The following is a 21980-nucleotide window of genomic DNA, read 5'->3' as shown; positions in this document are numbered from 1 at the left end:
CGCCGCGCCGGACCGGCGCGGCGCCATTGCCGGGGCCGCGCGGCGCTGCCTAGCGTGGGGCGGCCAGGCTTCTCTCGCGACGTACAGGGGCGTACAGGGGGACGGGAATGGGACGACGTGAGCGGCCGATCGAACCCGCCGACGGCCCGGTGCAGGCTTTCGCCCACGACCTGCGCACCCTGCGGGCGAAGGCCGGCGCCCTCACCTACCGGGCGATGGCGGCGCGCTGCGCGTACTCGGTGACGACGCTGGCGGACGCGGCGGCGGGTGAGAGGCTGCCGTCGCTGCCGGTCGCCCTCGCGTACGTGACGGTGTGCGGCGGGGACCCCGAGGCGTGGGAGCGGCGCTGGCACGAGGCGGAGGCGGCGGCGTCCGCGCTGCGGGCCGTGCCGGACGACGACGGGGCGGCGGCGCCGTACCGGGGGCTGGCGCGGTTCGAACCAGGGCACGAGGGGCTGTTCTTCGGGCGTGAGCAGTACGTGGCGGACGCCCTGGACCTGGTCGGCCGGCGCCGGTTCGCCGCCCTGGTGGGCGCGTCCGGTGCGGGCAAGTCCTCGCTGCTGCGCGCCGGGTTGATCCCGGCCCTGCGCCAATCACCCGACGGGGTAGGGGCGTTGGCGGCGGTCCGGGTGATCACTCCGGGCGGTCGCCCGGCCCGTACGCACGCGGCGCGGCTCGTTCCGGCGGACGGGCCCGGCGACACCCTGGTCGTGGTCGACCAGTTCGAGGAGGTCTTCACGCTCTGCCGGGAGCCGGCCGAGCGCGCCCGGTTCATCGAGCTGCTGCTCACCGCCCGCGCCCCGGACAGCCGGCTCCGTGTGGTGCTGGGCCTGCGCGCGGACTTCTACGGGCGGTGCGCCGAGCACCACGGCCTCGCGGGTGCGCTGCGGGACGCGAACCTGCTGGTAGGGCCGATGAGCCGGGGCGAGTTACGGGAGGCCGTCGTCCGGCCGGCCGCCTCGGCGGGCCTGATCGTGGAGCGGGCCCTGACGGCCCGTGTCGTCGCCGAGATCGCGGACGAGCCGGGCGGGCTGCCCCTGATGTCCCACGCCCTGCTGGAGACCTGGCGGCGCCGGCGCGGCCGTACGCTGACCGAGGCGTCCTACGAGGCGGCGGGCGGGGTGCACGGTGCCATCGCCCAGACGGCCGAGGCCACGTACAGCCGGTTCTCGCCCCCGCAGGCCGCCGTGGCCCGCCGGATTCTGCTGCGGCTGATCAGCCCGGGCGAGGGCGCCCAGGACACCCGCCGCCCCTTCGACCGCAGCGAACTCGGCGAACTGAAGGAGCCCGGGGAGCTCGGCGAACCCGGCGAACCCGGCGTGCTCAGCGAACTCGGGGAATCCCGTGAACCGAGGGCATCCGGCGCACGGGGCGGACCCGACCCCGCGCCCGTCCTGGAAGCCCTCGCCCGCGCCCGCCTCGTCACCCTCGACGGCACCACCGTCGACCTCGCCCACGAAGCCCTCATCACGGCCTGGCCCCGGCTGCGCGACTGGATCGCGGAGAGCCGTGAACGCCTGCGTCTGCACCGCGCGTTGACGGAGGCGGTCCGTACCTGGCAGGAACTGGGGTACGACGACGGCGCGCTGTACCGGGGAACGCGGCTGGCCATCGCCCGCGACACCTTCGGCGCCCCCGTGCGGCGCGGCGACCTCTCCACGCTCGAAGCGGCGTTCCTGGACGCCAGTTCGGCCGCGTACGAGCGGGAACGACGGGCCGCCGCCCGTACCGCCCGGCGGCTCCGCTCCCTCACCGTCGCCCTGTCCTGCCTGCTCGCGCTCGCCGTCACCGTCGCCGGAGTCGCCTACGCCCGGGGGGAGGCCGCCCGCGCCGAGCAGCGTACGGCGCTCTCGCGCCAGCTCGCGGCCCAGTCGACCGGGCTGCGCGCCACCAAGTCCGACCTCTCCTCCCTGCTCGCCGTCGCCGCGTACCGGACCAGTCCCACCAAGGAGGCGGCCATCAGCCTGTACGCCGCGGCCGACACCCCGCTGCGGCGCCGCTCCCCCGCACCGGCCGGGTCGGTGGCGGCGTTCAGCCCGAACGGCACGCGGCTGGCCGTGGGGCTCGACAGGATGCTGCTGACGCACCCCACGCGGGGGACCACGGAGGCCCTGCTGTCCCACCCACCGGACGCGAACGGGAACGTCATCAGGTCCGCCGCGTTCAGCCGCGACTCCGGGACGCTGGTCACCGGGCTGCGGGACGGCACCGTACGGCTGTGGGACGTGCCCGCCCGGACCGTGGATGCCACGCTCACGGGCCATACCGCCGCCGTGTCCTCGCTCGCCCTCGGCCCGGACGGCCGCACCCTCGCCACGGGCGCCGAGGACGGTTCGGCGCGGCTGTGGGACATGGTCTCCGGACGGCTCACGGCCACCCTGCCCGGGAGCGGCGACGGGCCGGCACAGGTGTCCTTCGACCGGGGCGGCCGGGCCCTCGCCGTGGCGAAGGAGGGCGGGACGGTGCGGGTCAGGGAGGCGGCGACGGGCCGTACCAGGGCCGTTCTGACCAGCGACCATCTCCTCGGGGACGGTCCTGTGGCCCTCGGCGCGGGCGGTTCGACGCTGGCCGCCGCGGGCACGGACCGTACGGTGCGGCTGTGGGACACGGCGTCCGGCGCCCTGCGGGCCACCCTCATCGGGCACACCGGGAACGTACGGACCCTGGAGTTCAGCCCCGACGGCACGTCGCTCGCCACGGCCGGGGAGGACAACAGCGCGCGGCTGTGGGACGTGGCGACCGGCTCACCGCATGCCGTCCTCACCGGCCACACCGAGACCGTGGACCGGGTGGCGTTCAGCCCCGACGGCCATACCCTCGCCACCGTCGGGCAGGACGAGACGGTACGGCTGTGGGAGACGACCAGCCGGGCCAAGGCCACGCTCCGGGACCCCGAACGGAGCCTGGCCTACGCCTATGTCGGGTTCACCCCGGACGGCCGCACGCTCACCACCGCGGGCAGCGTGGCCACGTACCGCAGCGTCCAGCGCTGGCACGTGCCCACGCTGCCCAGTTCGTACGGCTACTCGCCGCCCGTGGAGGGCGTGACGGCTATGGCGTTCAGCCCCGACGGCCTGACGGTCGCCACTACCGGGCGGGACGGCACCGTACGGCTGTGGGACGCCGTCACCGGCAGCGCCGGGTTCGCGCTCGGCGGCAGGCTCGGCACCGTACGGTCGCTGGCGTTCGCCCCGGACAGCGATACCCTCGCCGTCGCCCGCGACGGGCGGGTGGAGCTCTGGGACCTGTCGCTCCGGCGTACGGTCCGCACCCTCCGGGAGAGCGCGGAGGCGATGGTGTTCGGCCCCGACGGCCGCACCCTGGCCACCGCCCGCGCCGGCGGCGGGGTGCGGCTCTGGGACGCGGCCACCGGCAGGGCGCTGACCGCGGACCCCCTCGACGGCCGGGGACCGCTGGCGTTCAGCCCCGACGGGCTGACGCTCGCCACCGGCGGCGAGGACGGCGACGTACGGCTGTGGGACGCGGCCACCGGGCGCGCCACCTCCGCCTTCGGGGCCGACACCACGGGCAGGATGGTCCGTTCGCTGGCGTTCAGCCCGGACGGGCGCACGCTGGCGGCCGGGGGCGAGGACCATGTGGTGCGCCTGTGGGACGTGGCCACCGGCGCGCCGCGGGCCACGCTGGTCGGTCACACGGACGTCGTGGAGTCGGTGGCGTTCGCTCCGGACAGCGCCACGCTCGCCACCGGGAGCCGGGACCGTACGGTCCGGCTGTGGGAGGCCGGGCTGCCCGGGACCGCCAGGGCCATCGACGTCGTCTGCCGGGCGGTCGACCGCGAACTCACGCCGAAGGAACGGGCGTTGTACCTGCCGGACGGGCCGTCGGCGGACGTCTGCGCGGGAACGGCCGCGGGAGCCTCCTGAACCGCCCTACAGCTTGGTCTGGAAGACCCCCGCGGGCCGCTCGCGCCGGTAGCCGAGCGCCTCGTTCACGGCCAGCATCGGCCGGTTGTCGTCGGCGACGGTCGTGCTGATCTCCCGTACGCCGGGGCGGAGTTCGTGGAGCCGTTCCAGGTGGTGGCGTTTGACGGCGCGGCCCAGACCGAGGCCCCGGTGGGACGGGACGACCAGGGTGTCGTACTGGACCGCGCGGATGTCCGTGGGCGCGGCCAGGGCGACCTCGGTGTACGCGACGATCGCGTCGCCGTCCGTCGTGTCCAGGACGGCCGAGGTGAACAGGGTTCCGCCGCGCTCCTCGACCAGCCGGGCCGCCGCCCGGATCCGGCCGGTGTCCCAGCAGGGGGTCCGCTCGTCGAGCTGGCCGCGCTGGACGTCGGCCAGCGGCTCGTGGGCGCGGGTGAACGCCGCGGCCAGGCGGTCGGGGACGACGCCCTGCCAGTCGGTGAAGCGCAGCCCGTCGGGGAGGGCGGGGCGGTCCGGGAGCGGTATGCCCTCCAGGACCTGGCGGACCCGCTGGACGTACCGGCCGAGCGGCAGCACGTTGGTGAAGCCGAGGCTGTCGACGAACGCCTCGCCCGCGCCGCCGAGTTCGAGGACGGTGGAGACGGACGTCCTGCCGTCCGCCACGAGTTCGGCGCGTATCGCCGCCCAGAGCGTGGCCCCGACGCCGTGCCGCCGGGCGTCGGGGCGGACCATCAGGGTGTCGAGGAACGCCGTGTGGCGGTTGTTCTCCTCGGTGAACAGGACCAGGGAGGCGACGCCCTCGTACGCCCCGCCGGGGCCCACCGCCGCGAGGTGGACGGTCCGCGCGCCCACCGGCGGCACCCGGAGTTTTCCCTCCGTCTCGACCCGGCTGCGCTCGGGCGTCGAGGCGGGCAGATCACGGGCGTGCGCCACTGCGACGACTCCGTACCAGGATTCAGTCTCGGCATCCGAAGGCGGACTTCCCAGAGTGATCAGCATGGACCGAACCTACGCGTGCGAGAGGGGTGACGCCCCCGGGTTACGAGGACGTCCGGGCGGACGGGCGAGGAGAGGCGGGCGCTTGCGCCCCGGGAGTCACACGGACCACCCGGAGTCACAAGCGCCCCGTACGGCACTGTCGGCACTGCTGTACGGCACGGACCTGAGGCATGGACGCACGGCATAGTCGCTCGCTTCAACGGCATGACCGCGCGCTTCAACCGCTGTTCTCTCAGACGGTTTTACTTCAGGAAGCGTCTCTTCGGAAGGCGTCGCCGGAGATGCGGCGGAAAGCGTCGCGTCAGGCGGCCGCGTTCTCGGTGATGGTCACCCGGCCCTTGCGAATCGTGGCGAGTCGTGGGGCACGACGGGCGATCGAGCTGTCGTGCGTGACCATGACGAAGGTCAGGCCGTGCTCCTTCCAGAGCCCTTCCAGCAGCTCCATGATCTCGTCGCGCATCGACTCGTCCAGGTTCCCGGTGGGCTCGTCGGCGAGCAGCACCTTCGGCTTCTTCACGAGCGCGCGGGCGATGGCGACACGCTGCTGCTGACCTCCGGAGAGTTCGCTCGGCACATGCCCCAGGCGTTCGCCGAGCCCGACGGACTCCAGCGCCTGCGCGGCCTGTTCGCGCCGGGCGGCGCCCTTCACTCCGAGGGGGACGAGCGCCGTCTCGACGTTCTCCTGCGCGGTGAGCGTGGGGATCAGGTTGAAGCTCTGGAAGACGAAGCCGATGGACTCCGCCCGTACCGTGGTGAGCCGGGATTCGGACAGTCCGGCCAGATCCACCCCGTCGAATTCCACGCTTCCCTCGGTCGGCCGGTCGAGCCCGCCGAGCATCTGGAGGAGGGTGGACTTGCCGCCGCCGGTGGGCCCCTGGATGACGAGCCGGCCGCCGTCCTCGATGGTCAGATCGACGCCGGCGAGCGCGTCGACACTCTGCTTGCCGCGCGTGTAGCGCTTGGTGACGCCTCTGAGCTGGTACACGGTTCAACTCCTGCTGTACGGAAGGGGGTACGGCCTGCGGTACGGCCTGCGGTACGGGCCGGTGGGAGAGGAGGGCCGGGGGCGGTGGCCCCGGGCGCCTCACTCGACCCGGCGCAGCGCGTCCGCCGGCCGTAGCCGGGAGGCGCGCCAGCCGCCGAAGCCGCCCGCGATCAGGCCGCCCGCGACGGCGAGCGCCACGGCGACGCCGATGGTGGAGACGGAGACGGGCGCGGTCAGCGCGATGTCGAGCGCCTTGGACGCGGCCTGCCGGCCCGGTCCGCCGCCGCCTCCCATCGGGCCGCCGCCGAAGCCGCCGCCCCCGCCCGTGGAGCCGAGCTGTGCGGTGAGGGTGGGGCTGACGGCGGTGACCAGGTAGGCGCCGCCGAGGCCCAGCGCGATACCGAGCACCCCGCCCAGCAACCCGTTGACCAGGGCCTCGCCGACGACCTGACGGGTGACCCGGCCGCTCTTCCAGCCGAGCGCCTTCAGCGTGCCGAACTCCCGTACCCGGCGGCTGACGGCCGACGAGGTGAGCAGCCCGGCCACCAGGAACGCGGCGATCAGGACGGCGATCGAGAGCCACTTGCCGACGGTGGTGGCGAGGTCGGAGGCGGTGGAGAGGGAGCCGGAGACCGTGTCGGCCAGATCGGCGGAGGTGGTGACGGTCGTGCCCGAGATGTTCTTCTGGATGGCGGACTTGACGCTGTCGATCTGCTGCGAGTCGGCGGCCTTGACGTAGACCGTGGTGACCTTGTCCTTCGAGTCGGCCAGGGTCTGGGCCTTCTTCAGCGGGATGTAGAGGTTGGCGGCGGAGTCGCCGCTGTCGGCGGTCGCGATGCCGACGACGGTGAACTTCGTACCGGAGATGGTGACGGTCTTGCCGACCGCGAGGCTCTTCTCCGTGGCGTACGCGCTGTCGACGACGGCGACCGCGGCGTCCGTCTCGGTGCTCTTGAACGTACGGCCCTTGGTGATCCGGGAGGAGGTGAGCGGGCCGAGCGCGGGCGAGGTGACGTCCGTGCCGTAGACGGAGTACGAGTTGACGTCGAACGCCGCGCCACCGCCCCGGACTTCGCCGCCGGAGCCGCCCGTGGAGCCGCCGTTGCCGCCGCCCTGTCCGGACCCGCCGCCAGGACCGCCGGTGGAGCCGCCCGTGGAGCCGCCTTCCTGCGGGGTGAACTCGCCCCGCTTGAACTCCCCGTTCACCTTGAGGACGTTGAGGCTGAGCCCGCCGACCGCCTCCGCGACGCCGCTCTGTTCACCGACCTTGGTCACGGTCGAGGAGGCCAGCGTCTGGAAGCCCTGGACCATGACCCGGTCGCTGCTCTGCTCGGCGTCCGAATCGCTGTCGTCGGCGTCGAACTCGAAGCGGCGGCGGTTGGTGTCCCCCTCCCCGGGCGGGGTGGCGGCCTTGGTGACCGTCATGTCCGTACCGAGGCCGTACAGCGATTGCAGGACCTTGTCCTGGGCCTGGCTCATGCCGGCGGAGACCGAGTTGACGACGATCACCAGTGCGATGCCCAGGGCGAGCCCCGAGGCGACGACGAGCGCCGCCTTTCTGCGACGGCGCAACTCGCGCCTGAGGTAGGTGAAGAACATGGGCGTGAAGGTAGAGGCCCGTTGTGATGGCCGGATAAGGCCAGGGTGAGAGCGGGATGAGAACGCGAACGGCGGCGGCACCGGGAGGGTGCCGCCGCCGTTCGCGGAACAGGCTCAGCGGGGTGGCGCGGGTGGGCGCCCGGCGGACCGGACGCCCGGGGGCATCAGGCCGCCGAACCGGCCTGCCACTCGGACCAGCTCATGTTCCAGCCGTTGAGGCCGTTGTCCGGCTTGATGGTCTTGTCGTTCGAGTTCTTGACGATGACCACGTCACCGATGAGCGAGTTGTTGAAGAACCACGCGCCGGGCTGGTTGGCGTCGCCCGCGCCCTTCACGTCCGCGAGACCGACACAGCCGTGGCTGGTGTTGACGCTGCCGAAGATCGAGCGGGCGCCCCAGTAGTTGCCGTGGATGAAGGTGCCCGAGGTGGACAGCCGCATGGCGTGCGGGACGTCCTTGATGTCGTACTCGCCCTTGCCGTCGTCGTCCGTGAAGCCGACCGTCGCACCGTTCATCCGGGTCTCCTTGAACTTCTCGGAGATCACCATCTGACCGTTGTACGTCGTGTTGTCGGGGGAGCCGGCCGAGATCGGGATGGTCTTGACCGTCGCGCCGTCGCGGGTGATGGTCATCATCTTCGTCTTGGCGTCGACCGTGCTGACCTGGTTGCGACCGACCTTGAAGGTGATCGTCTTCTGCTGGACACCGGTGACGCCCGGGGCGCCCTCGACGCCGTCCAGCGCGAGCTTGAGGGTGACCGTCGAGCCGCCCTTCCAGTACTGCTCGGGGCGGAAGTCGAGGCGCGTCTGGCTGAACCAGTGGCCGACGACCTCCTGGCCGCTGCTGGACGTGACCGTGATCGCGTCCCGGACGGCCTTCTTGTCGGAGATCGACTTGTCGAAGTTGATCGAGACCGGCATGCCGACGCCGACGGTGGAACCGTCCTCGGGCGTGAAGTTCCCGATGAAGCTGTTGCTGGGCGAGACGGTGGTGAAGGAGGTGTTCTCGTGGGCCTGACGGCCCTTCCCGTCCTTCGCCGTCGCGGCGATCTTGTAGGCGGTGGAGCGGTCGAGCTGCGCGTCCGGCTTCCAGCTCTTGGCATCGGCGGCCAGCGTGCCCTTGACGGCGGTGCCGTCGGCCGTCGTCATCTTGACGTCCGTGAGATCACCCTTGCTGACGGTGACCTTCGCGTCGTTGTTGATGCCGACGTTCGTCGCGCCGTTCTTCGGCGCGATGACTATCTGGGCATCGGAGGTCTCCTTGGCAGCCGCTTCGTCCGCCTGAGCCTGTGAGGAGGAGGTCTCCGAACTCCCGGCGCCGCTCTTGGACCCGCCGTCACCGTTGCACGCCGAGAGCACCAGTACGCCGCCGAGCACCGCGGACGCGGCCACGAGGGCCCTGCGCCGCTTGCTGTCCGTCATCACACGCTTCTCCATCATCGCCGCTTACCCTGCCGATAACCTTTAAGAACGGCCTTATCGGTTCGTCCGGTTCCGCATCAGCCGGCAGTGTGGTGAACACCACTCACGAACACCACGCACGACTGAAAACAGGTCGGCCCCGATCCGCCGACTACTACGGACCGGGGCCCACGACCTGGTGCACGATGGCCGGCGGGCTCACGACGCCCCGCGACTCCGTCTCCGGCGTTGTCGTCGGTCCACGACGCTCCGCGTCGCTTCCCTGCTCCGCCTTGGATCCGAAGCCCCAGCCGCCGCTCGCTGATCCGCCCTCCATCATGCACCAGGTCGTCACCAGGGTGGCACGCTTACGCGCTAGCGCCGACCAGCGGTGACCTCCCCGCCGCCGACCGCGCCGTCGATCACGCCTCCGACCTCCTCGGACACCTCGTCGTCCGGGTCCTCACCGTCCTCGCCGATCTCGTAGAGGTCCCACTCGACCGCGTCCGGGTCGTAGTCGATCAGCTCGCTGGTCCACGACGCCTGGGCGAGACCGATCCCGGGGACGTCCTTGATCAGGTCGTGGGGCTCCACGAGGTACGCGAGCGCCTCCGCCTCGTCCCCCCGTACCGCCGCCCTGGCCTGCGCCCGCTCGTCGTCGGGTACGGAGGCGTCCCCGTCGATCCGGGCGAGGGCGGCGGCGCCCAGGCGCTCGGGGTCCTCGACCTCCAGCACCAATTCGACCGTTACCCGTACATACCGTGATGTTTCTGAAGTGGTCATACGACGGAGCGTACGGCTCCGGGGCCCGATACCGGTCGTACGGCACCGGCGAACCTGGCGGCGACAAAACGGGCTCCGTGCCATGGCGGTCGAGAAGTTGGCTAGCATCTCCCCCACTCACCCAATTCGGCGTTGCCACAAGGGGGATCGATCACGTGTCCGTCGCACGGCGACCGCTGCTGACGGCTACCGCAGCCGCGACCCTGCTCTGCGCTCTCTGGTTCGTTCCGTCCGCGAACGCCACCGGCGACCAGGGCGCCGCCCCGCCGCAGCGGTCGGCGCCGTCCGCCCAGAGCCTCAGCGTCGAAGGACCGGTCGGCGGACCGGTCCGCCGATCCGAGGTCACCGAGGTCGCGGACAGCACCGACAGCTCCGTGGGCCCGGCCACGCCCGCCGCGCCCACCACTCCGGCATCCGACGCCCCTGCGTCCGACGCCCCTGCGGGCGCGGACGAGCCGAGACTCGCGGACACCGGCAGCGTGGACACGACGCCGTACGTGCTCGGCGGGAGCGTGTCGCTGGGCATCGGCGTGGCCTTCGTCGCGTACTCGGTACGCAGAGGCGCCCGCGCGTTCTGAGCGACGCCGGACCAGTCGGCCGACCGGCCGGCCGACGCCTCAGGCGAGCGGCCCCGTCACCGGCTCCACCGCCGCGATCAGCAGTCCCTCCCGTACGAAGGCGTCCGCCCCGGCCAGATCCGGGGAGAGGAAGCGGTCGGGCCCCGGCCCCGCCACCCCGGCCGCCCGCAGCGCTTCGATCACCGCGCGGGAGGCGGGCGCGGGCGTCAGCCCCTCGCGCAGCTCGACGGCGCGGGTCGCCGCGTACAGCTCGACGGCGATGATCCGGGTCAGGTTGTCGACGGCGGTACGGAGCTTGCGCGCGGCCGACCAGCCCATCGAGACATGGTCCTCCTGCATCGCCGAGGACGGGATCGAGTCGACCGAGGCGGGCACCGCGAGCCGCTTCATCTCGCTGACCAGCGCGGCCTGGGTGTACTGGGCGATCATCAGCCCCGAGTCGACCCCGGGGTCGTCCGCGAGGAAGGCGGGCAGCCCGTGGGAGCGGTTCTTGTCGAGGAGCCGGTCGGTGCGGCGCTCCGCGATCGAGCCGAGGTCGGCGGCGACGATCGCGAGGAAGTCGAGGACGTACGCGACGGGCGCCCCGTGGAAGTTCCCGTTGGACTCCACGCGCCCGTCGGGCAGCACGACCGGGTTGTCCACGGCGGAGGCCAGTTCGCGGTCGGCGACGATCCTGGCGTACGCGAGCGTGTCCCGGCCCGCCCCGGCGACCTGCGGGGCGCAGCGCACGGAGTACGCGTCCTGGACGCGGGGGGCCGCGTCCTCCTGGAAGTGCCCGGTCAGCCCGGATCCCGCGAGCACCCGCAGCATGTTGTCGGCGCTGGCGCCCTGGCCGGGGTGGGGCCGGATGGCGTGCAGTTCGGGGGCGAGCACCGTGTCCGTGCCGAGCAGCGCCTCCAGGCTGAGGGCCGCGGTGATGTCGGCGCTGGTGTAGAGGCGGTGCAGGTCGGCGAGGGCCATGACCAGCATGCCGAGCATCCCGTCGGTGCCGTTGAGCAGCGCCAGGCCCTCCTTCTCGCGCAGTTCGACGGGCGTGATGCCGTGCGCGGCGAGCAGCTCCCCTGCGGGCCGTACGGCGCCGTCGGGGCCCTCCGCCTCGCCCTCGCCCATGAGCGCGAGAGCGCAGTGGGCCAGCGGCGCGAGGTCGCCGGAGCAGCCGAGGGAGCCGTACTCGTGGACGACGGGGGTGATGCCCGCGTTGAGCAGGTCGGCCATGGTCCGGGCGACCTCGGGGCGTACGCCGGTGTGCCCGGAGGCGACGGTCTTGAGCCGGAGGAACATCAGGGCGCGTACGACGTCGCGCTCGACGCGCGGCCCCATCCCGGCGGCGTGGGACCGCACGATGTTCCGCTGGAGCCGCCCCCGCAGCTCGGGCCCGATGTGTCGGGTGGCGAGCGCCCCGAACCCGGTGGAGACCCCGTACACGGGCTCGGGCTTGGCGGCCAGCGCGTCCACGATCTCCCGGGCGGCGGCGAGGGCGGCCAGGGCCTCGGCGGAGAGCTCGACGCGGGCGCGGCCGCGGGCCACGGCGATGACGTCCTCGGCGGTCGTCCCTGACGTCCCCACCACGACAGTATGCATATCCATATTCAGGAGCGTACGGATTGAATCTCAGAGTGTCACCCTCCTGACGGTCCCGGCCACTTACGGCGACGGAGGCGCGTCCCGGAAGCGGCGGCGGTCGCGGGCCGGGGGTGCCGGTGTGTCGGCCAGGCGGATCACCGTGCCGTCGCGTCCCGCCACCACCGGGCCCGCCGCCCGTACCGCCTTCGCCCGGTACTGGGCCGCGTCCGCCAGCCGGAAGAGGCGGCGCCCGGAGGGCACCTCCCCGATCGGGTCGCCCGTCGAGGCGATCCCGCACGCCACGCCCTCGCCCAGCTCCAGATCCGCCGCCCGCGCGCAGAGTTCGGTGGCGACCGCGATGACCTCGTCCGCGCTCGGGCCCACCGCCAGCAGGCAGAACTCGTCCCCGCCGAGCCGCGCCGACAGCGCGCCGGGGAGCCGGGCTCCGCAGACGGAGAGGAGCGAGGCGAACCGTTCCAGCAGCCGGTCGCCGACCGCGTGCCCGAGGGTGTCGTTGACCTGTTTCAGGCCGTTGAGATCGCAGACGACGAGGCTGACGACGGCCCCGTCCGCCTGGTACGAGCCGATCGCCTCGTCGAGCCGCGCGTCGACCGCGCGCCGGTTCCCCAGCCCCGTCAGCGGGTCGGTGAAGGCCAGGCGCCGCACCTCTTCGAGCCGTTCCGTCTGGGCGAGCCCGGCCGCCACCACGGACGCGATGACGGTCGCGAAATCCGCGTCCTCCGCGTCGAACAGGGGCGCGCCCAGCGGTCTCGCCACGTACAGCTCGCCCCAGGCGCGGCCGTGCAGCACGATCGGCGCGACGACGCAGCACCCCCGGCCGCGCCGGCGCAGCGTCGCCACGCGCTGGTGGCAGTAGCCGGGCGGCCCGGCGGCCGGGGCGGCGGGCCCCTCCACCGTCTCGACCCAGGCGTTGGGTCCGCCGCCGCCCGCCCAGCGCTCGTGCAGGAACTCCGCGATCTCGGGGAACTGGTGCACGGGGTACGACTCGTCCTCGGGGAACTCCTCCTCCGCGTCGGCCAGGTCGCCCGCGTTGACGAGCACCTTGAGCCGGCCGAGGTCCCGCTCCCAGACGGACAGCGCCGCGAAGCCCCCCGCGAGCGCCGCGCACGCGCCCTGGGCCGCCGCCCGCCAGGACTCCCGCGCCGTCGGGGCCGCGGCCATCGCCTGGGACAGTGCCACCATGGCGCGCAGTCGCCCATCCACTCCCATCACCCCACCTTAGGGCGCTTTGGGGTGATTTGATCACCTGGGGCGGCGCCTCGTCACCGCGCGCCCGACACCGCGCCCGCCGTCAGACCCCGGGCCACCGCGGCGGCCGCTTCTCGTTGAACGCCGCGACGCCCTCCGCCCGGTCCCCGGAGAAGGCGACCGACCGCCAGGCGGCGTCCTCGACCTCCAGGCCGGCCCGCAGGTCGAGCCCGTGCCCGAGCCGCAGGGCGCGCTTCGCTGCCCGTACGCCGACGGGCGAGTTCGCGGCGATACGGTCCGCCAGCGCCAGCGCCTCGTCCCGGTCGGCACCCTCGTCCACCAGCAGATCCACCAGGCCCAGCCCCGCCGCCTCGGCCGCCGGCACCCGGCGCGCGGTGAAGATCAGCTCCGCGGCGCGCGCGGCACCGACCCGGCGGGGCAGAAGCTGCGTACCGCCGCCACCGGGGAGCACCCCGACCGACACCTCGGGGAGCCCGACGACCGCGGACGGGTCGGCGACGATCAGGTCGCAGGCGAGCGCCAGCTCGAACCCGCCGCCCAGCGCGTAGCCGTGCACGGCGGCGATCACCGGCATCGGCAGCTCCAGCACGCCGGTGTACGCGGCGCGCGCGACGGGCCGGCTCCGCAGCAGCTCGGCGTCGGTCAGCGCGTTGCGCTCCTTGAGGTCCGCGCCGACGCAGAAGGCGCGCGGATGCGTGGAGGTCAGCACGGTGGCCCGTACGTCCTGGTCGGCGGCGAGCTCCGCGCAGGCGGCGGCCAGCGAGCGGGCCACCCCGGTGGAGACCGCGTTCATGGCCTTGGGCCGGTCGAGCACCAGCTCGGCGACGTGCCCGCCCGCACCGTGCCGCCGTACGGCGACGAACTCCCCGAACCTCTGCTCGCCGCTCTGCTCACCCTCGGCCATGACAGCACCCTCCCGGTTAACAACGGTTCACCGGGATCCTAGGTGGCCCGCCGCCCGAGGTGCCAGGGCTCCACGACGCCGAGGCCGCGCACCGGGCGCTGCCACATCGGCTGGAGGCCGAAGCGGTACGAGGGCGGTACCGCGCCCTCCTTCTCGGCCTGGGCCGCGGCCTCCGCCGCCTCGGTCTCCGAGGCCGGGGCGTCTCCCGTACGGATCAGCTCCTCCGCGAACGCGCCGTCCACCAGGACGGTGTCCTTCGGCGCTATCGACGTGAGCCGGCTCGCGAGGTTCACCGTCGTGCCGAAGACGTCGCCCATCCGCGTGGTGACCGTGCCGAACGCGATGCCGACGCGCAGCGCGGGCATCGTCTCGTCGTGCGTCATGGTCTCTATCAGCCGCAGGGCGATCTCCGCGGCCGTACCGGCGTCGTCCGCCGCGTACAGCACCTCGTCGCCGAGGGTCTTGATCAGCCGGCCGCCGTGCGCCGCGACGAGGTCGGCGGAGGTGGTCTCGAACGCCTCGACCAGCTCGCCCAGCTCCTCCTCCTCCAGCCGTCTGGTCAGCCGCGTGAACCCGACGAGGTCCGCGAAGCCCACGGCGAGCCGCCGGTCGACCATCTCGTCGTCGTCGGCGGCCTGCACCACGCGCCCGGTCGCCGCGGCGAGCTGGCGCCGCCACACGTAGACGAGGAACTCCTCCAGCTCCGGCAGCAGCAGCTCGATCAGGGGGTACGTGACCTCGGTACGGGTCATTCCCGGCTCGGGCGGCTCCGTCAGCCCCTCCAGGAAGGAGTCGATCTGCCACTCGGCCAACCGGGCGGTGGTCTGCCCCGTCGACCGGGCGACCTGGATGGCCATCGGCTCGCTCAGCAGCCCGGCCTCGACCAGCCCGGAGAGCCGCCGCAGCGCGAGCACGTCCGCCTCGGTGAGCGCCTTGGCCTGGCCGATGTCGGCGAAGCCCATGGCGCGCCAGAAGCGGGAGGCGAGGTCCATGGAGACCCCGGCCGTACGGGCCGCCTGGAAGGGGGTGTAGCGGCGTTCCGCGCCGAGGATGAGCTGTTCGAGACGGATCGCGAGGGGATCGTCGGTCGGCTCGGCCGTGTGATCGACGACATGGTGCGGGGTCGGGTGACCCGAGGGGTCCGGCGGCGGTGTGTCGGCGCCGGAAGCCGAATCATCGACGGTCACCAGCCGCCTCCTGCCCGTTCCCTGCGCACTGCCCTGCCGATCTGTCGTGGACCGCCTCAACGATACGGCAGATGTGCGCTGGCTCACGTCCATGGGTGGGTATGGGACGGTCCGTCCTGAGGTACGGACGGGCGCGTGCGGGGCACGCCGTACCGCCGCCGACCGCCCCCGTGCCGCGACCGGACGGGCACCGGGCCACGACCGCCCCGCCGTGCCCCCGTCCTATGCCAGGCGTTCCCTGCCTCGCGCCCCGTACCCCCGTACGCGTGCCCCGTCCCCGCACGGCCGTCCTACGCCCCTCGTACGTGCACGATGTCGCCCGCGCCGACCGGATGCCGCTCCCCGTCGTCCGTCGCGACGACCAGCCGGCCGTCACCGTCCACCGCCACGGCCTCGCCCACCAGCTCACGGCCGCCGGGCAGCTCCGCCCTGACCCGCCGCCCCAGCGTGGCGCAGCCCGCCGCGTACGCCTCCTGGAGCCCGGAGGCGACCGGGTCGCCGCCGGCCTCCCGCCACGGCCCGTACCACCGCTCCAGGGAGCGCAGTACGGCGCGCAGCAGCGTGTCGCGGTCCAGGGAGACGGCGTTCGCCAGCGCCAGCGACCCCGCCGTCGGTACGGGCAGTTCGTCGGCGCGCAGCGAGACGTTGAGGCCGACGCCCACGACGACGGCGTCGTCCCCCGCGCGCTCCGCGAGGATGCCGCCCGCCTTGCGCTCCTCGCCGTCCACGGTCACCAGCAGGTCGTTCGGCCACTTGAGGGCGGTGTCCACGCCCGCCGCCCTGGCCAGCCCCGTCGCGACGGCGACCCCGGTCAGCAGCGGCAGCCAGCCGAGCCGCTCGACCGGCACCCCGGGGCCCGGCCTGAGCAGGACGGAGAAGAAGATCCCGGAGCGCGCGGGCGCCGACCAGCGCCGGTCGAGCCGCCCGCGCCCCGCCGTCTGCTCCTCGGCGACCAGGACCGCGCCCTCCGCCGCGCCGTCCGCCGCCCGCGCGGCCAGATCGGTGTTGGTGGAGCCGGTCGCCTCGACCACGTCGAGCGAGGACCACAGCCCGCCGGGCAGGATCAGGCCGCGGCGCAGCGCGCGGAGGCCGAGCGGCGGGCGTTCGAGATCGGTCCAGCGGCCGGTGCGGTGCCGGCCTCGGGGGTTACGGGGCTCCGTCATGCAAGCCACCCTAGGTGTGGCAAACGCCGCACTGCCGAACGGTATCCGCGCCGATACGCTACGGATCAGTAGCGTCCGCGCGCGGCGCACGCCGCATCACCCCCGTGACCCGCAGGGAGCCGCATCCCGATGTCCGAGCCGGAAACCGCCCAGGGAACCACCGCAGGAACCAGCACCGGAACCAGCACAGGAAGCAGCGCTCACACCACCGCGGGCAAGCTCGCGGACCTCCGGCGCCGTATCGACGAAGCCACGCACGCCGGCTCCGCGCGCGCCGTGGAGAAACAGCACGCCAAGGGGAAGCTGACGGCGCGCGAGCGGATCGGCCTCCTCCTCGACGAGGGGTCCTTCGTCGAGCTGGACGAGTTCGCCCGGCACCGCTCGACCAACTTCGGCATCGAGACGAACCGCCCGTACGGGGACGGTGTCGTCACCGGTTACGGCACGGTGGACGGCCGTCCCGTCTGTGTCTACTCGCAGGACTTCACCATCTTCGGCGGCTCGCTCGGCGAGGTGTACGGCGAGAAGATCGTGAAGGTCATGGACTTCGCGATGAAGACCGGCTGCCCGGTCATCGGCATCAACGACGGCGGCGGCGCCCGTATCCAGGAGGGCGTGGTCGCGCTCGGCCTGTTCGCCGAGATCTTCCGCCGCAATGTGCACGCGTCCGGTGTCGTGCCGCAGATCAGCCTGGTCGTCGGCCCGTGCGCGGGCGGCGCCGTCTACTCCCCGGCGATCACCGACTTCACGGTGATGGTCGACCAGACGTCGCACATGTTCATCACGGGCCCCGACGTCATCAAGACGGTGACGGGCGAGGACGTCGGCTTCGAGGATCTGGGCGGCGCCCGTACGCACAACACGACGTCCGGCGTCGCGCACCACATGGCGGGCGACGAGAAGGACGCCATCGAGTACGTCAAGTCCCTGCTCTCGTACCTCCCGTCGAACAACCTCTCCGAGCCGCCCGCCTTCCCCGAGGAGGCCGAGCTGGAGACCACGGACGAGGACCGCGACCTGGACACGCTGATCCCGGACTCCGCGAACCAGCCGTACGACATGCACACGGCGATCGAGCGGGTGCTGGACGACGGGGAGTTCCTGGAGACGCAGGCGCTCTTCGCGCCGAACATCATCACGGGCTTCGGCCGGGTCGAGGGCTTCCCGGTGGGCATCGTCGCCAACCAGCCGATGCAGTTCGCGGGGTGTCTGGACATCAACGCCTCGGAGAAGGCGGCGCGGTTCGTCCGGACGTGCGACGCGTTCAACGTACCGGTGCTGACGTTCGTGGACGTCCCCGGCTTCCTGCCCGGCGTCGACCAGGAGTACGGCGGCATCATCCGGCGCGGCGCCAAGCTGATCTACGCGTACGCGGAGGCCACGGTCCCGCTGATCACGGTGATCACCCGCAAGGCGTTCGGCGGCGCGTACGACGTGATGGGCTCCAAGCACCTGGGCGCCGACCTCAACGTCGCCTGGCCGACGGCGCAGATCGCCGTGATGGGCGCGCAGGGCGCGGTGAACATCCTGCACCGCCGGACGATCGCCGCCGCCGGGGACACCGGGGCGCAGGACACCCGGCGCGCCGAGCTGATCCAGGAGTACGAGGACGCGCTGCTCAACCCGTACGTGGCCGCCGAGCGCGGCTACGTGGACGCGGTGATCATGCCGTCGGAGACCCGGGCCCACATCGTGAAGGGGCTGCGCCAGCTCCGGACGAAGCGCGCGAGCCTGCCGCCGAAGAAGCACGGGAACATCCCGCTCTAGCCCGCCTCCACGACGGAAGGGAACTGACGATGATCAGAGTCGTACGGGGCAACCCGACCCGGGAGGAGCTGGCCGCCGCGCTGGCCGTGGTCCAGGCCCGCGCCGCCGCGGTGGAGAGCCCTCCGTCCGGCGCGGCCGAACCCCCGGCCGAGTGGTCCGCCCCCGGCCGCATCGCCCGGGGCCGGACGATGCGCCCGGGACCGCGCGCCTGGGCCAGGACGTACTGGCCGGGCTGAGGCACCCGCCCGGTGGCCGAGGCACCCGACGGTCGGCCGAGGCACCCACCCCGGTGGCCGAAGCACCCGACCGGTAGCCGAAGCACCCACCCGGTAGCTGAGTCCGGTGCTTGAGTACACGTACTCAGGCGCCGGACGCCCGCCCGCCGGAGTATCGAGACATGCTGTGGTCCGATCCCGAGAACAGGCCCCCCAAGGAGCTCCGCGAGGCGCAGTGCATGCTGCGCAGAGCGGGCGTCCTGCTCGCCCTGGCGATGGTGCTGGCGATGCTCGTGCTCGGCCTGCACTGACGGATACGCCCCCGGGGCGGGCCCGTCCGTACACCCGCCGGCACACCGCCCGACACGGGCCGCCGCCCGCTCCGTACGATGTCCGGCATGACCGTTCAGCGACGCCGCCTCGTCCTCGCCTCCGCCTCCCCCGCCCGGCTCGGACTGCTGAAGCAGGCCGGACTCGCGCCCGAGGTGATCGTCAGCGGCGTCGACGAGGACGCGCTCTCCGCACCGACCCCCGCCGAACTGGCGCTCGTCCTCGCCGAGGCCAAGGCCACCACCGTGGCGGCGCTCCCCGAGACCGCCGGGGCGCTGGTCGTCGGCTGCGACTCCGTGCTCGAACTCGACGGCGAGGCGCTCGGCAAGCCCGCCGACGCCGCCGAGGCCACCCTCCGCTGGAAGGCGATGCGCGGCCGTACGGGGATCCTGCGGACCGGCCACTGCGTGATCGACACCGCGACCGGCCGCCGGGCCGGCGAGACCGCGTCGACCACGGTCCACTTCGGCACCCCGAGCGACGCCGAGATCGCCGCGTACGTCGCCTCCGGCGAACCGCTGCACGTCGCGGGGGCGTTCACGCTCGACGGTCTCTCGGCCCCGTTCGTCGACTCGATCGAGGGCAGCCACGGCAATGTCGTCGGCCTGTCGCTGCCGCTGCTGCGCACGCTGCTCCTGGCGCACGGCGTGACGATCACCGACCTCTGGGCCTGAGAGGGTCCTCCCCCGGTGTCAGGCGGGCGCCGTCCCCGGCGTGGGGCGGGTCTCCTCACCCGGTGGCCGCCGGGCGGGCCGGCTCTCGTACGCCACCAGCACCAGCACCACCAGCCCCACGATCACCATCATCACCGCGAAGGCCGCCCAGCCCACCAGACCGACCGTCAGCGCGCCCAGCACCGCGTGCACCACCGCGCAGGTGATCAGCACGATCCGCGCGAGGCGGCCGGGGGCCCGGTCCCGTAGCGCCGTACGCACCAGGACCGCGGCGCAGGCCACGAGGTAGAGCCCGAGGACGCCGCCCATCGCCCAGGTCCCGGCGAACATCGCGCCGGTGTCGAGACCGGCCAGCGACATCTGCTGGTGGTCGACCACCGTGGCCAGGACGCCGTTGACGAAGACGATGCCGATCGCCTCCAGCACCAGCACGATCGCGGTCAGCCAGGCCACCGGTCGCCGGGCCACAGGCCCCACCCTCTTCCCCTGTTTTCCACTGTTACCAGCAGTACGTTCGCCATCGCGCACGGTACTAACCGGTAAACCCGGGGACAAGGGCCCGGGCCACGGCAGAGAATCTTGCCGCCATTCGTAGAGACTCCACAAAGAATCGTGATCGGCGGAGGGACAGTCCGACAGAGAGGTGGACCACATCCGAGCGCTACTGTGCGACGGAGGATCGCGGCGTACCGTGGTGCCACAAGGGATTTCGCTCTCCGGGCGAGGATCGGAACACGCTCCGCACGGTGGAGTTCACCAGCGGGGACAGTTCGGCGGCGCGTGTCGGCAGTCCCTAAACTCAGCTTGTTTCAAGGAGGGAGCCATCGTGCGCAAGGTGCTCATCGCCAACCGTGGCGAAATCGCTGTCCGCGTTGCCCGTGCCTGCCGGGATGCCGGAATCGCGAGCGTAGCCGTCTACGCCGACCCGGACCGGGACGCGCTGCATGTCCGCGCGGCGGACGAGGCGTTCGCCCTGGGCGGTGACACCCCGGCGGCCAGCTATCTCGACATGGCCAAGGTGCTCCAGGCGGCGAAGGACTCGGGGGCGGACGCGATCCACCCCGGTTACGGCTTCCTGTCCGAGAACGCCGAGTTCGCCCAGGCGGTCCTGGACGCGGGTCTGACCTGGATCGGGCCGCCGCCGCAGGCCATCCGCGACCTGGGCGACAAGGTCGCCGCCCGCCACATCGCGCAGCGCGCCGGCGCCCCGCTGGTGGCCGGCACCCCGGACCCGGTCTCCGGCGCCGCCGAGGTCGTCGCCTTCGCCGAGCAGCACGGGCTCCCCATCGCGATCAAGGCCGCCTTCGGCGGTGGCGGGCGTGGCCTCAAGGTCGCCCGTACGCTCGAAGAGGTCCCCGAGCTGTACGACTCGGCGGTCCGCGAGGCCGTCGCCGCCTTCGGCCGCGGCGAGTGCTTCGTCGAGCGCTACCTCGACAAGCCCCGGCACGTCGAGACGCAGTGCCTGGCCGACTCGCACGGCAACGTGGTCGTCGTGTCGACCCGTGACTGCTCGCTCCAGCGCCGCCACCAGAAGCTGGTCGAGGAGGCCCCCGCGCCGTTCCTGACCCCGGAGCAGAACGCCGAGCTGTACGCGGCGTCGAAGGCGATCCTGAAGGAGGCCGGTTACGTCGGCGCCGGGACCGTCGAGTTCCTGGTCGGCACGGACGGCACGATCTCCTTCCTGGAGGTCAACACCCGGCTCCAGGTGGAGCACCCGGTGACCGAGGAGGTCAGCGGCCTCGACCTCGTACGCGAGATGTTCCGCATCGCGGACGGCGAGGAGCTGGGCTACGACGACCCGGCGGTGCGCGGCCACTCCTTCGAGTTCCGGATCAACGGCGAGGACCCGGGCCGCGGCTTCCTGCCCGCCCCCGGTACGGTCACCACCTTCGCCCCGCCGTCGGGCCCCGGCGTCCGGCTGGACGCGGGTGTCGAGTCCGGCTCCGTGATCGGCCCGGCCTGGGACTCCCTGCTCGCCAAACTGATCGTCACCGGCGCCACCCGTGAGCAGGCGCTCCAGCGCGCGGCGCGCGCCCTGGACGAGTTCACCGTCGAGGGCATGGCCACGGCGCTGACCTTCCACCGCAAGGTGGTCACCGACCCGGCGTTCACCTCGGACCCGTTCACGGTCCACACCCGCTGGATCGAGACCGAGTTCGTCAACGACATCCCGGCGTTCGCCGCCCCGGCCGACGCGGAGTCCGAGGACGAGCCGGGCCGCGAGACCGTGGTGGTCGAGGTCGGCGGCAAGCGCCTCGAAGTCTCGCTCCCGGTCAGCCTGGGCATGTCCCTGGCCCGTACGGGGCTGGCGGCGGGCGCCAAGCCCAAGCGCCGCGCGGCGAAGAAGTCGGCGTCGGCGGCGTCCGGCGACACCCTGGCCTCGCCCATGCAGGGCACCATCGTCAAGGTGGCCGTCGAGGAGGGCCAGGAGGTCAAGGAGGGCGACCTGGTCGTCGTCCTGGAGGCCATGAAGATGGAGCAGCCCCTGAACGCGCACCGTTCGGGCACCGTCAAGGGCCTCGCGGCCGAGGTGGGCGCCTCGCTCACCTCCGGCGCGACCATCTGCGAGATCAAGGACTGACACCCCGCGCCCGACGCCCCGCACGGCCCCGGCGCCCCGCACGGCCCGGCGCCTTCGGACAGGCCCCGCCCGATCCCGCGATCCCTTCCAGGATCGGTTCCAGGATCCGGGCGGGGCCTCCGCCGTAGACTCACCGGG

Annotated in this window: 18 protein-coding genes; 7 read left to right on the top strand and 11 right to left on the bottom strand. The window is 73.0% G+C overall.

The features are described from left to right. Positions 1-107: 107 nt before the first annotated feature. On the top strand, positions 108-3884 hold the full coding sequence (locus ACIO3P_RS17550; protein ID WP_401851666.1) for a hypothetical protein: 3777 nt from the start codon (positions 108-110) through the stop codon (positions 3882-3884). Between the two features lie 6 nt (positions 3885-3890). Here the strand turns inward: ACIO3P_RS17550 and ACIO3P_RS17545 are convergent, their stop codons facing one another. The 5 genes from ACIO3P_RS17545 to ACIO3P_RS17525 form a co-directional block, all read right to left on the bottom strand. Continuing rightward, the gene (locus ACIO3P_RS17545) at positions 3891-4817 is read right to left on the bottom strand and encodes a GNAT family N-acetyltransferase (RefSeq protein ID WP_329828919.1); all 927 of its coding nucleotides are present in this window, start codon (positions 4815-4817) and stop codon (positions 3891-3893) included. Positions 4818-5184: 367 nt separating this feature from the next. Beyond that, on the bottom strand, positions 5185-5868 hold the full coding sequence (locus ACIO3P_RS17540; RefSeq protein WP_329828918.1) for an ABC transporter ATP-binding protein: 684 nt from the start codon (positions 5866-5868) through the stop codon (positions 5185-5187). A 99-nt stretch (positions 5869-5967) separates the two neighbouring features. After that, the gene (locus ACIO3P_RS17535; protein WP_401851669.1) at positions 5968-7467 is read right to left on the bottom strand and encodes an ABC transporter permease; all 1500 of its coding nucleotides are present in this window, start codon (positions 7465-7467) and stop codon (positions 5968-5970) included. A 164-nt stretch (positions 7468-7631) separates the two neighbouring features. Further along, complete coding sequence (locus tag ACIO3P_RS17530) at positions 7632-8903, bottom strand: Ig-like domain-containing protein (protein WP_329829663.1); 1272 nt, start codon at positions 8901-8903, stop codon at positions 7632-7634. A gap of 339 nt (positions 8904-9242) precedes the next feature. Next, positions 9243-9650, bottom strand: a complete 408-nt coding sequence (locus ACIO3P_RS17525) for a hypothetical protein (RefSeq protein ID WP_329828916.1) — start codon at positions 9648-9650, stop codon at positions 9243-9245. A 155-nt stretch (positions 9651-9805) separates the two neighbouring features. Here ACIO3P_RS17525 and ACIO3P_RS17520 point away from each other — a divergent pair, with 155 nt between their 5' ends. Beyond that, positions 9806-10228, top strand: coding sequence for a cell wall protein (locus tag ACIO3P_RS17520; protein ID WP_401851671.1), 423 nt, complete (start codon positions 9806-9808; stop codon positions 10226-10228). A 39-nt stretch (positions 10229-10267) separates the two neighbouring features. Here the strand turns inward: ACIO3P_RS17520 and hutH are convergent, their stop codons facing one another. The 5 genes from hutH to ACIO3P_RS17495 form a co-directional block, all read right to left on the bottom strand. Further along, positions 10268-11809 (bottom strand): histidine ammonia-lyase, encoded by a 1542-nt coding sequence (hutH, locus tag ACIO3P_RS17515; protein ID WP_401851790.1) that lies wholly within the window; start codon positions 11807-11809, stop codon positions 10268-10270. A gap of 63 nt (positions 11810-11872) precedes the next feature. Continuing rightward, entirely contained in the window at positions 11873-13021 is a 1149-nt protein-coding gene (locus ACIO3P_RS17510; RefSeq protein WP_329828913.1) for a diguanylate cyclase domain-containing protein, read from the bottom strand. Between the two features lie 82 nt (positions 13022-13103). Then, the gene (locus ACIO3P_RS17505; protein WP_401851673.1) at positions 13104-13925 is read right to left on the bottom strand and encodes an enoyl-CoA hydratase/isomerase family protein; all 822 of its coding nucleotides are present in this window, start codon (positions 13923-13925) and stop codon (positions 13104-13106) included. Positions 13926-13963: 38 nt separating this feature from the next. Next, positions 13964-15112, bottom strand: coding sequence for an adenylate/guanylate cyclase domain-containing protein (locus ACIO3P_RS17500; protein ID WP_329828911.1), 1149 nt, complete (start codon positions 15110-15112; stop codon positions 13964-13966). Positions 15113-15402: 290 nt separating this feature from the next. After that, on the bottom strand, positions 15403-16275 hold the full coding sequence (locus tag ACIO3P_RS17495; RefSeq protein WP_329828910.1) for a biotin--[acetyl-CoA-carboxylase] ligase: 873 nt from the start codon (positions 16273-16275) through the stop codon (positions 15403-15405). Between the two features lie 129 nt (positions 16276-16404). Here ACIO3P_RS17495 and ACIO3P_RS17490 point away from each other — a divergent pair, with 129 nt between their 5' ends. The 4 genes from ACIO3P_RS17490 (at position 16405) to ACIO3P_RS17475 (ending at position 19261) form a co-directional block, all read left to right on the top strand. Continuing rightward, positions 16405-18042, top strand: a complete 1638-nt coding sequence (locus ACIO3P_RS17490) for an acyl-CoA carboxylase subunit beta (protein ID WP_329828909.1) — start codon at positions 16405-16407, stop codon at positions 18040-18042. A gap of 29 nt (positions 18043-18071) precedes the next feature. Continuing rightward, positions 18072-18278 carry an acyl-CoA carboxylase epsilon subunit gene (locus ACIO3P_RS17485; RefSeq protein WP_329828908.1) on the top strand — a complete coding sequence of 69 codons (207 nt, stop codon included), beginning with the start codon at positions 18072-18074 and terminating at the stop codon, positions 18276-18278. Positions 18279-18439: 161 nt separating this feature from the next. Further along, complete coding sequence (gene mmpB, locus ACIO3P_RS17480) at positions 18440-18568, top strand: morphogenic membrane protein MmpB (RefSeq protein ID WP_329828907.1); 129 nt, start codon at positions 18440-18442, stop codon at positions 18566-18568. Positions 18569-18646: 78 nt separating this feature from the next. After that, positions 18647-19261: a nucleoside triphosphate pyrophosphatase gene (locus ACIO3P_RS17475; protein ID WP_329828906.1), complete on the top strand. Its 615-nt coding sequence runs from the start codon at positions 18647-18649 to the stop codon at positions 19259-19261. Between the two features lie 18 nt (positions 19262-19279). Here the strand turns inward: ACIO3P_RS17475 and ACIO3P_RS17470 are convergent, their stop codons facing one another. After that, positions 19280-19738, bottom strand: a complete 459-nt coding sequence (locus ACIO3P_RS17470; RefSeq protein WP_329828905.1) for a hypothetical protein — start codon at positions 19736-19738, stop codon at positions 19280-19282. A 349-nt stretch (positions 19739-20087) separates the two neighbouring features. Between ACIO3P_RS17470 and ACIO3P_RS17465 the strand changes: the two genes are divergently transcribed. Then, entirely contained in the window at positions 20088-21842 is a 1755-nt protein-coding gene (locus ACIO3P_RS17465) for a biotin carboxylase N-terminal domain-containing protein (protein WP_329828904.1), read from the top strand. The last annotated feature ends 138 nt before the right edge of the window (positions 21843-21980 follow it).

Source organism: Streptomyces sp. NPDC087310 (assembly GCF_044744405.1).
Classification (GTDB): Bacteria; Actinomycetota; Actinomycetes; order Streptomycetales; family Streptomycetaceae; genus Streptomyces.
Note: the sequence above shows the minus strand (reverse complement) of the source record. Positions and strands in the feature narration are given on the sequence as shown.

Coding starts and splice junctions, on each gene's coding strand:
- ACIO3P_RS17550 (WP_401851666.1), top strand. CDS start 108: ATGGGACGACGTGAGCGGCCGATCGAACCCGCCGACGGCCCGGTGCAG.
- ACIO3P_RS17535 (WP_401851669.1), bottom strand. CDS start 7,467: ATGTTCTTCACCTACCTCAGGCGCGAGTTGCGCCGTCGCAGAAAGGCG.
- ACIO3P_RS17530 (WP_329829663.1), bottom strand. CDS start 8,903: ATGGAGAAGCGTGTGATGACGGACAGCAAGCGGCGCAGGGCCCTCGTG.
- ACIO3P_RS17525 (WP_329828916.1), bottom strand. CDS start 9,650: ATGACCACTTCAGAAACATCACGGTATGTACGGGTAACGGTCGAATTG.
- hutH (WP_401851790.1), bottom strand. CDS start 11,809: ATGCATACTGTCGTGGTGGGGACGTCAGGGACGACCGCCGAGGACGTC.
- ACIO3P_RS17510 (WP_329828913.1), bottom strand. CDS start 13,021: ATGGGAGTGGATGGGCGACTGCGCGCCATGGTGGCACTGTCCCAGGCG.
- ACIO3P_RS17505 (WP_401851673.1), bottom strand. CDS start 13,925: ATGGCCGAGGGTGAGCAGAGCGGCGAGCAGAGGTTCGGGGAGTTCGTC.
- ACIO3P_RS17495 (WP_329828910.1), bottom strand. CDS start 16,275: ATGACGGAGCCCCGTAACCCCCGAGGCCGGCACCGCACCGGCCGCTGG.
- ACIO3P_RS17490 (WP_329828909.1), top strand. CDS start 16,405: ATGTCCGAGCCGGAAACCGCCCAGGGAACCACCGCAGGAACCAGCACC.
- ACIO3P_RS17485 (WP_329828908.1), top strand. CDS start 18,072: ATGATCAGAGTCGTACGGGGCAACCCGACCCGGGAGGAGCTGGCCGCC.
- mmpB (WP_329828907.1), top strand. CDS start 18,440: ATGCTGTGGTCCGATCCCGAGAACAGGCCCCCCAAGGAGCTCCGCGAG.
- ACIO3P_RS17475 (WP_329828906.1), top strand. CDS start 18,647: ATGTCCGGCATGACCGTTCAGCGACGCCGCCTCGTCCTCGCCTCCGCC.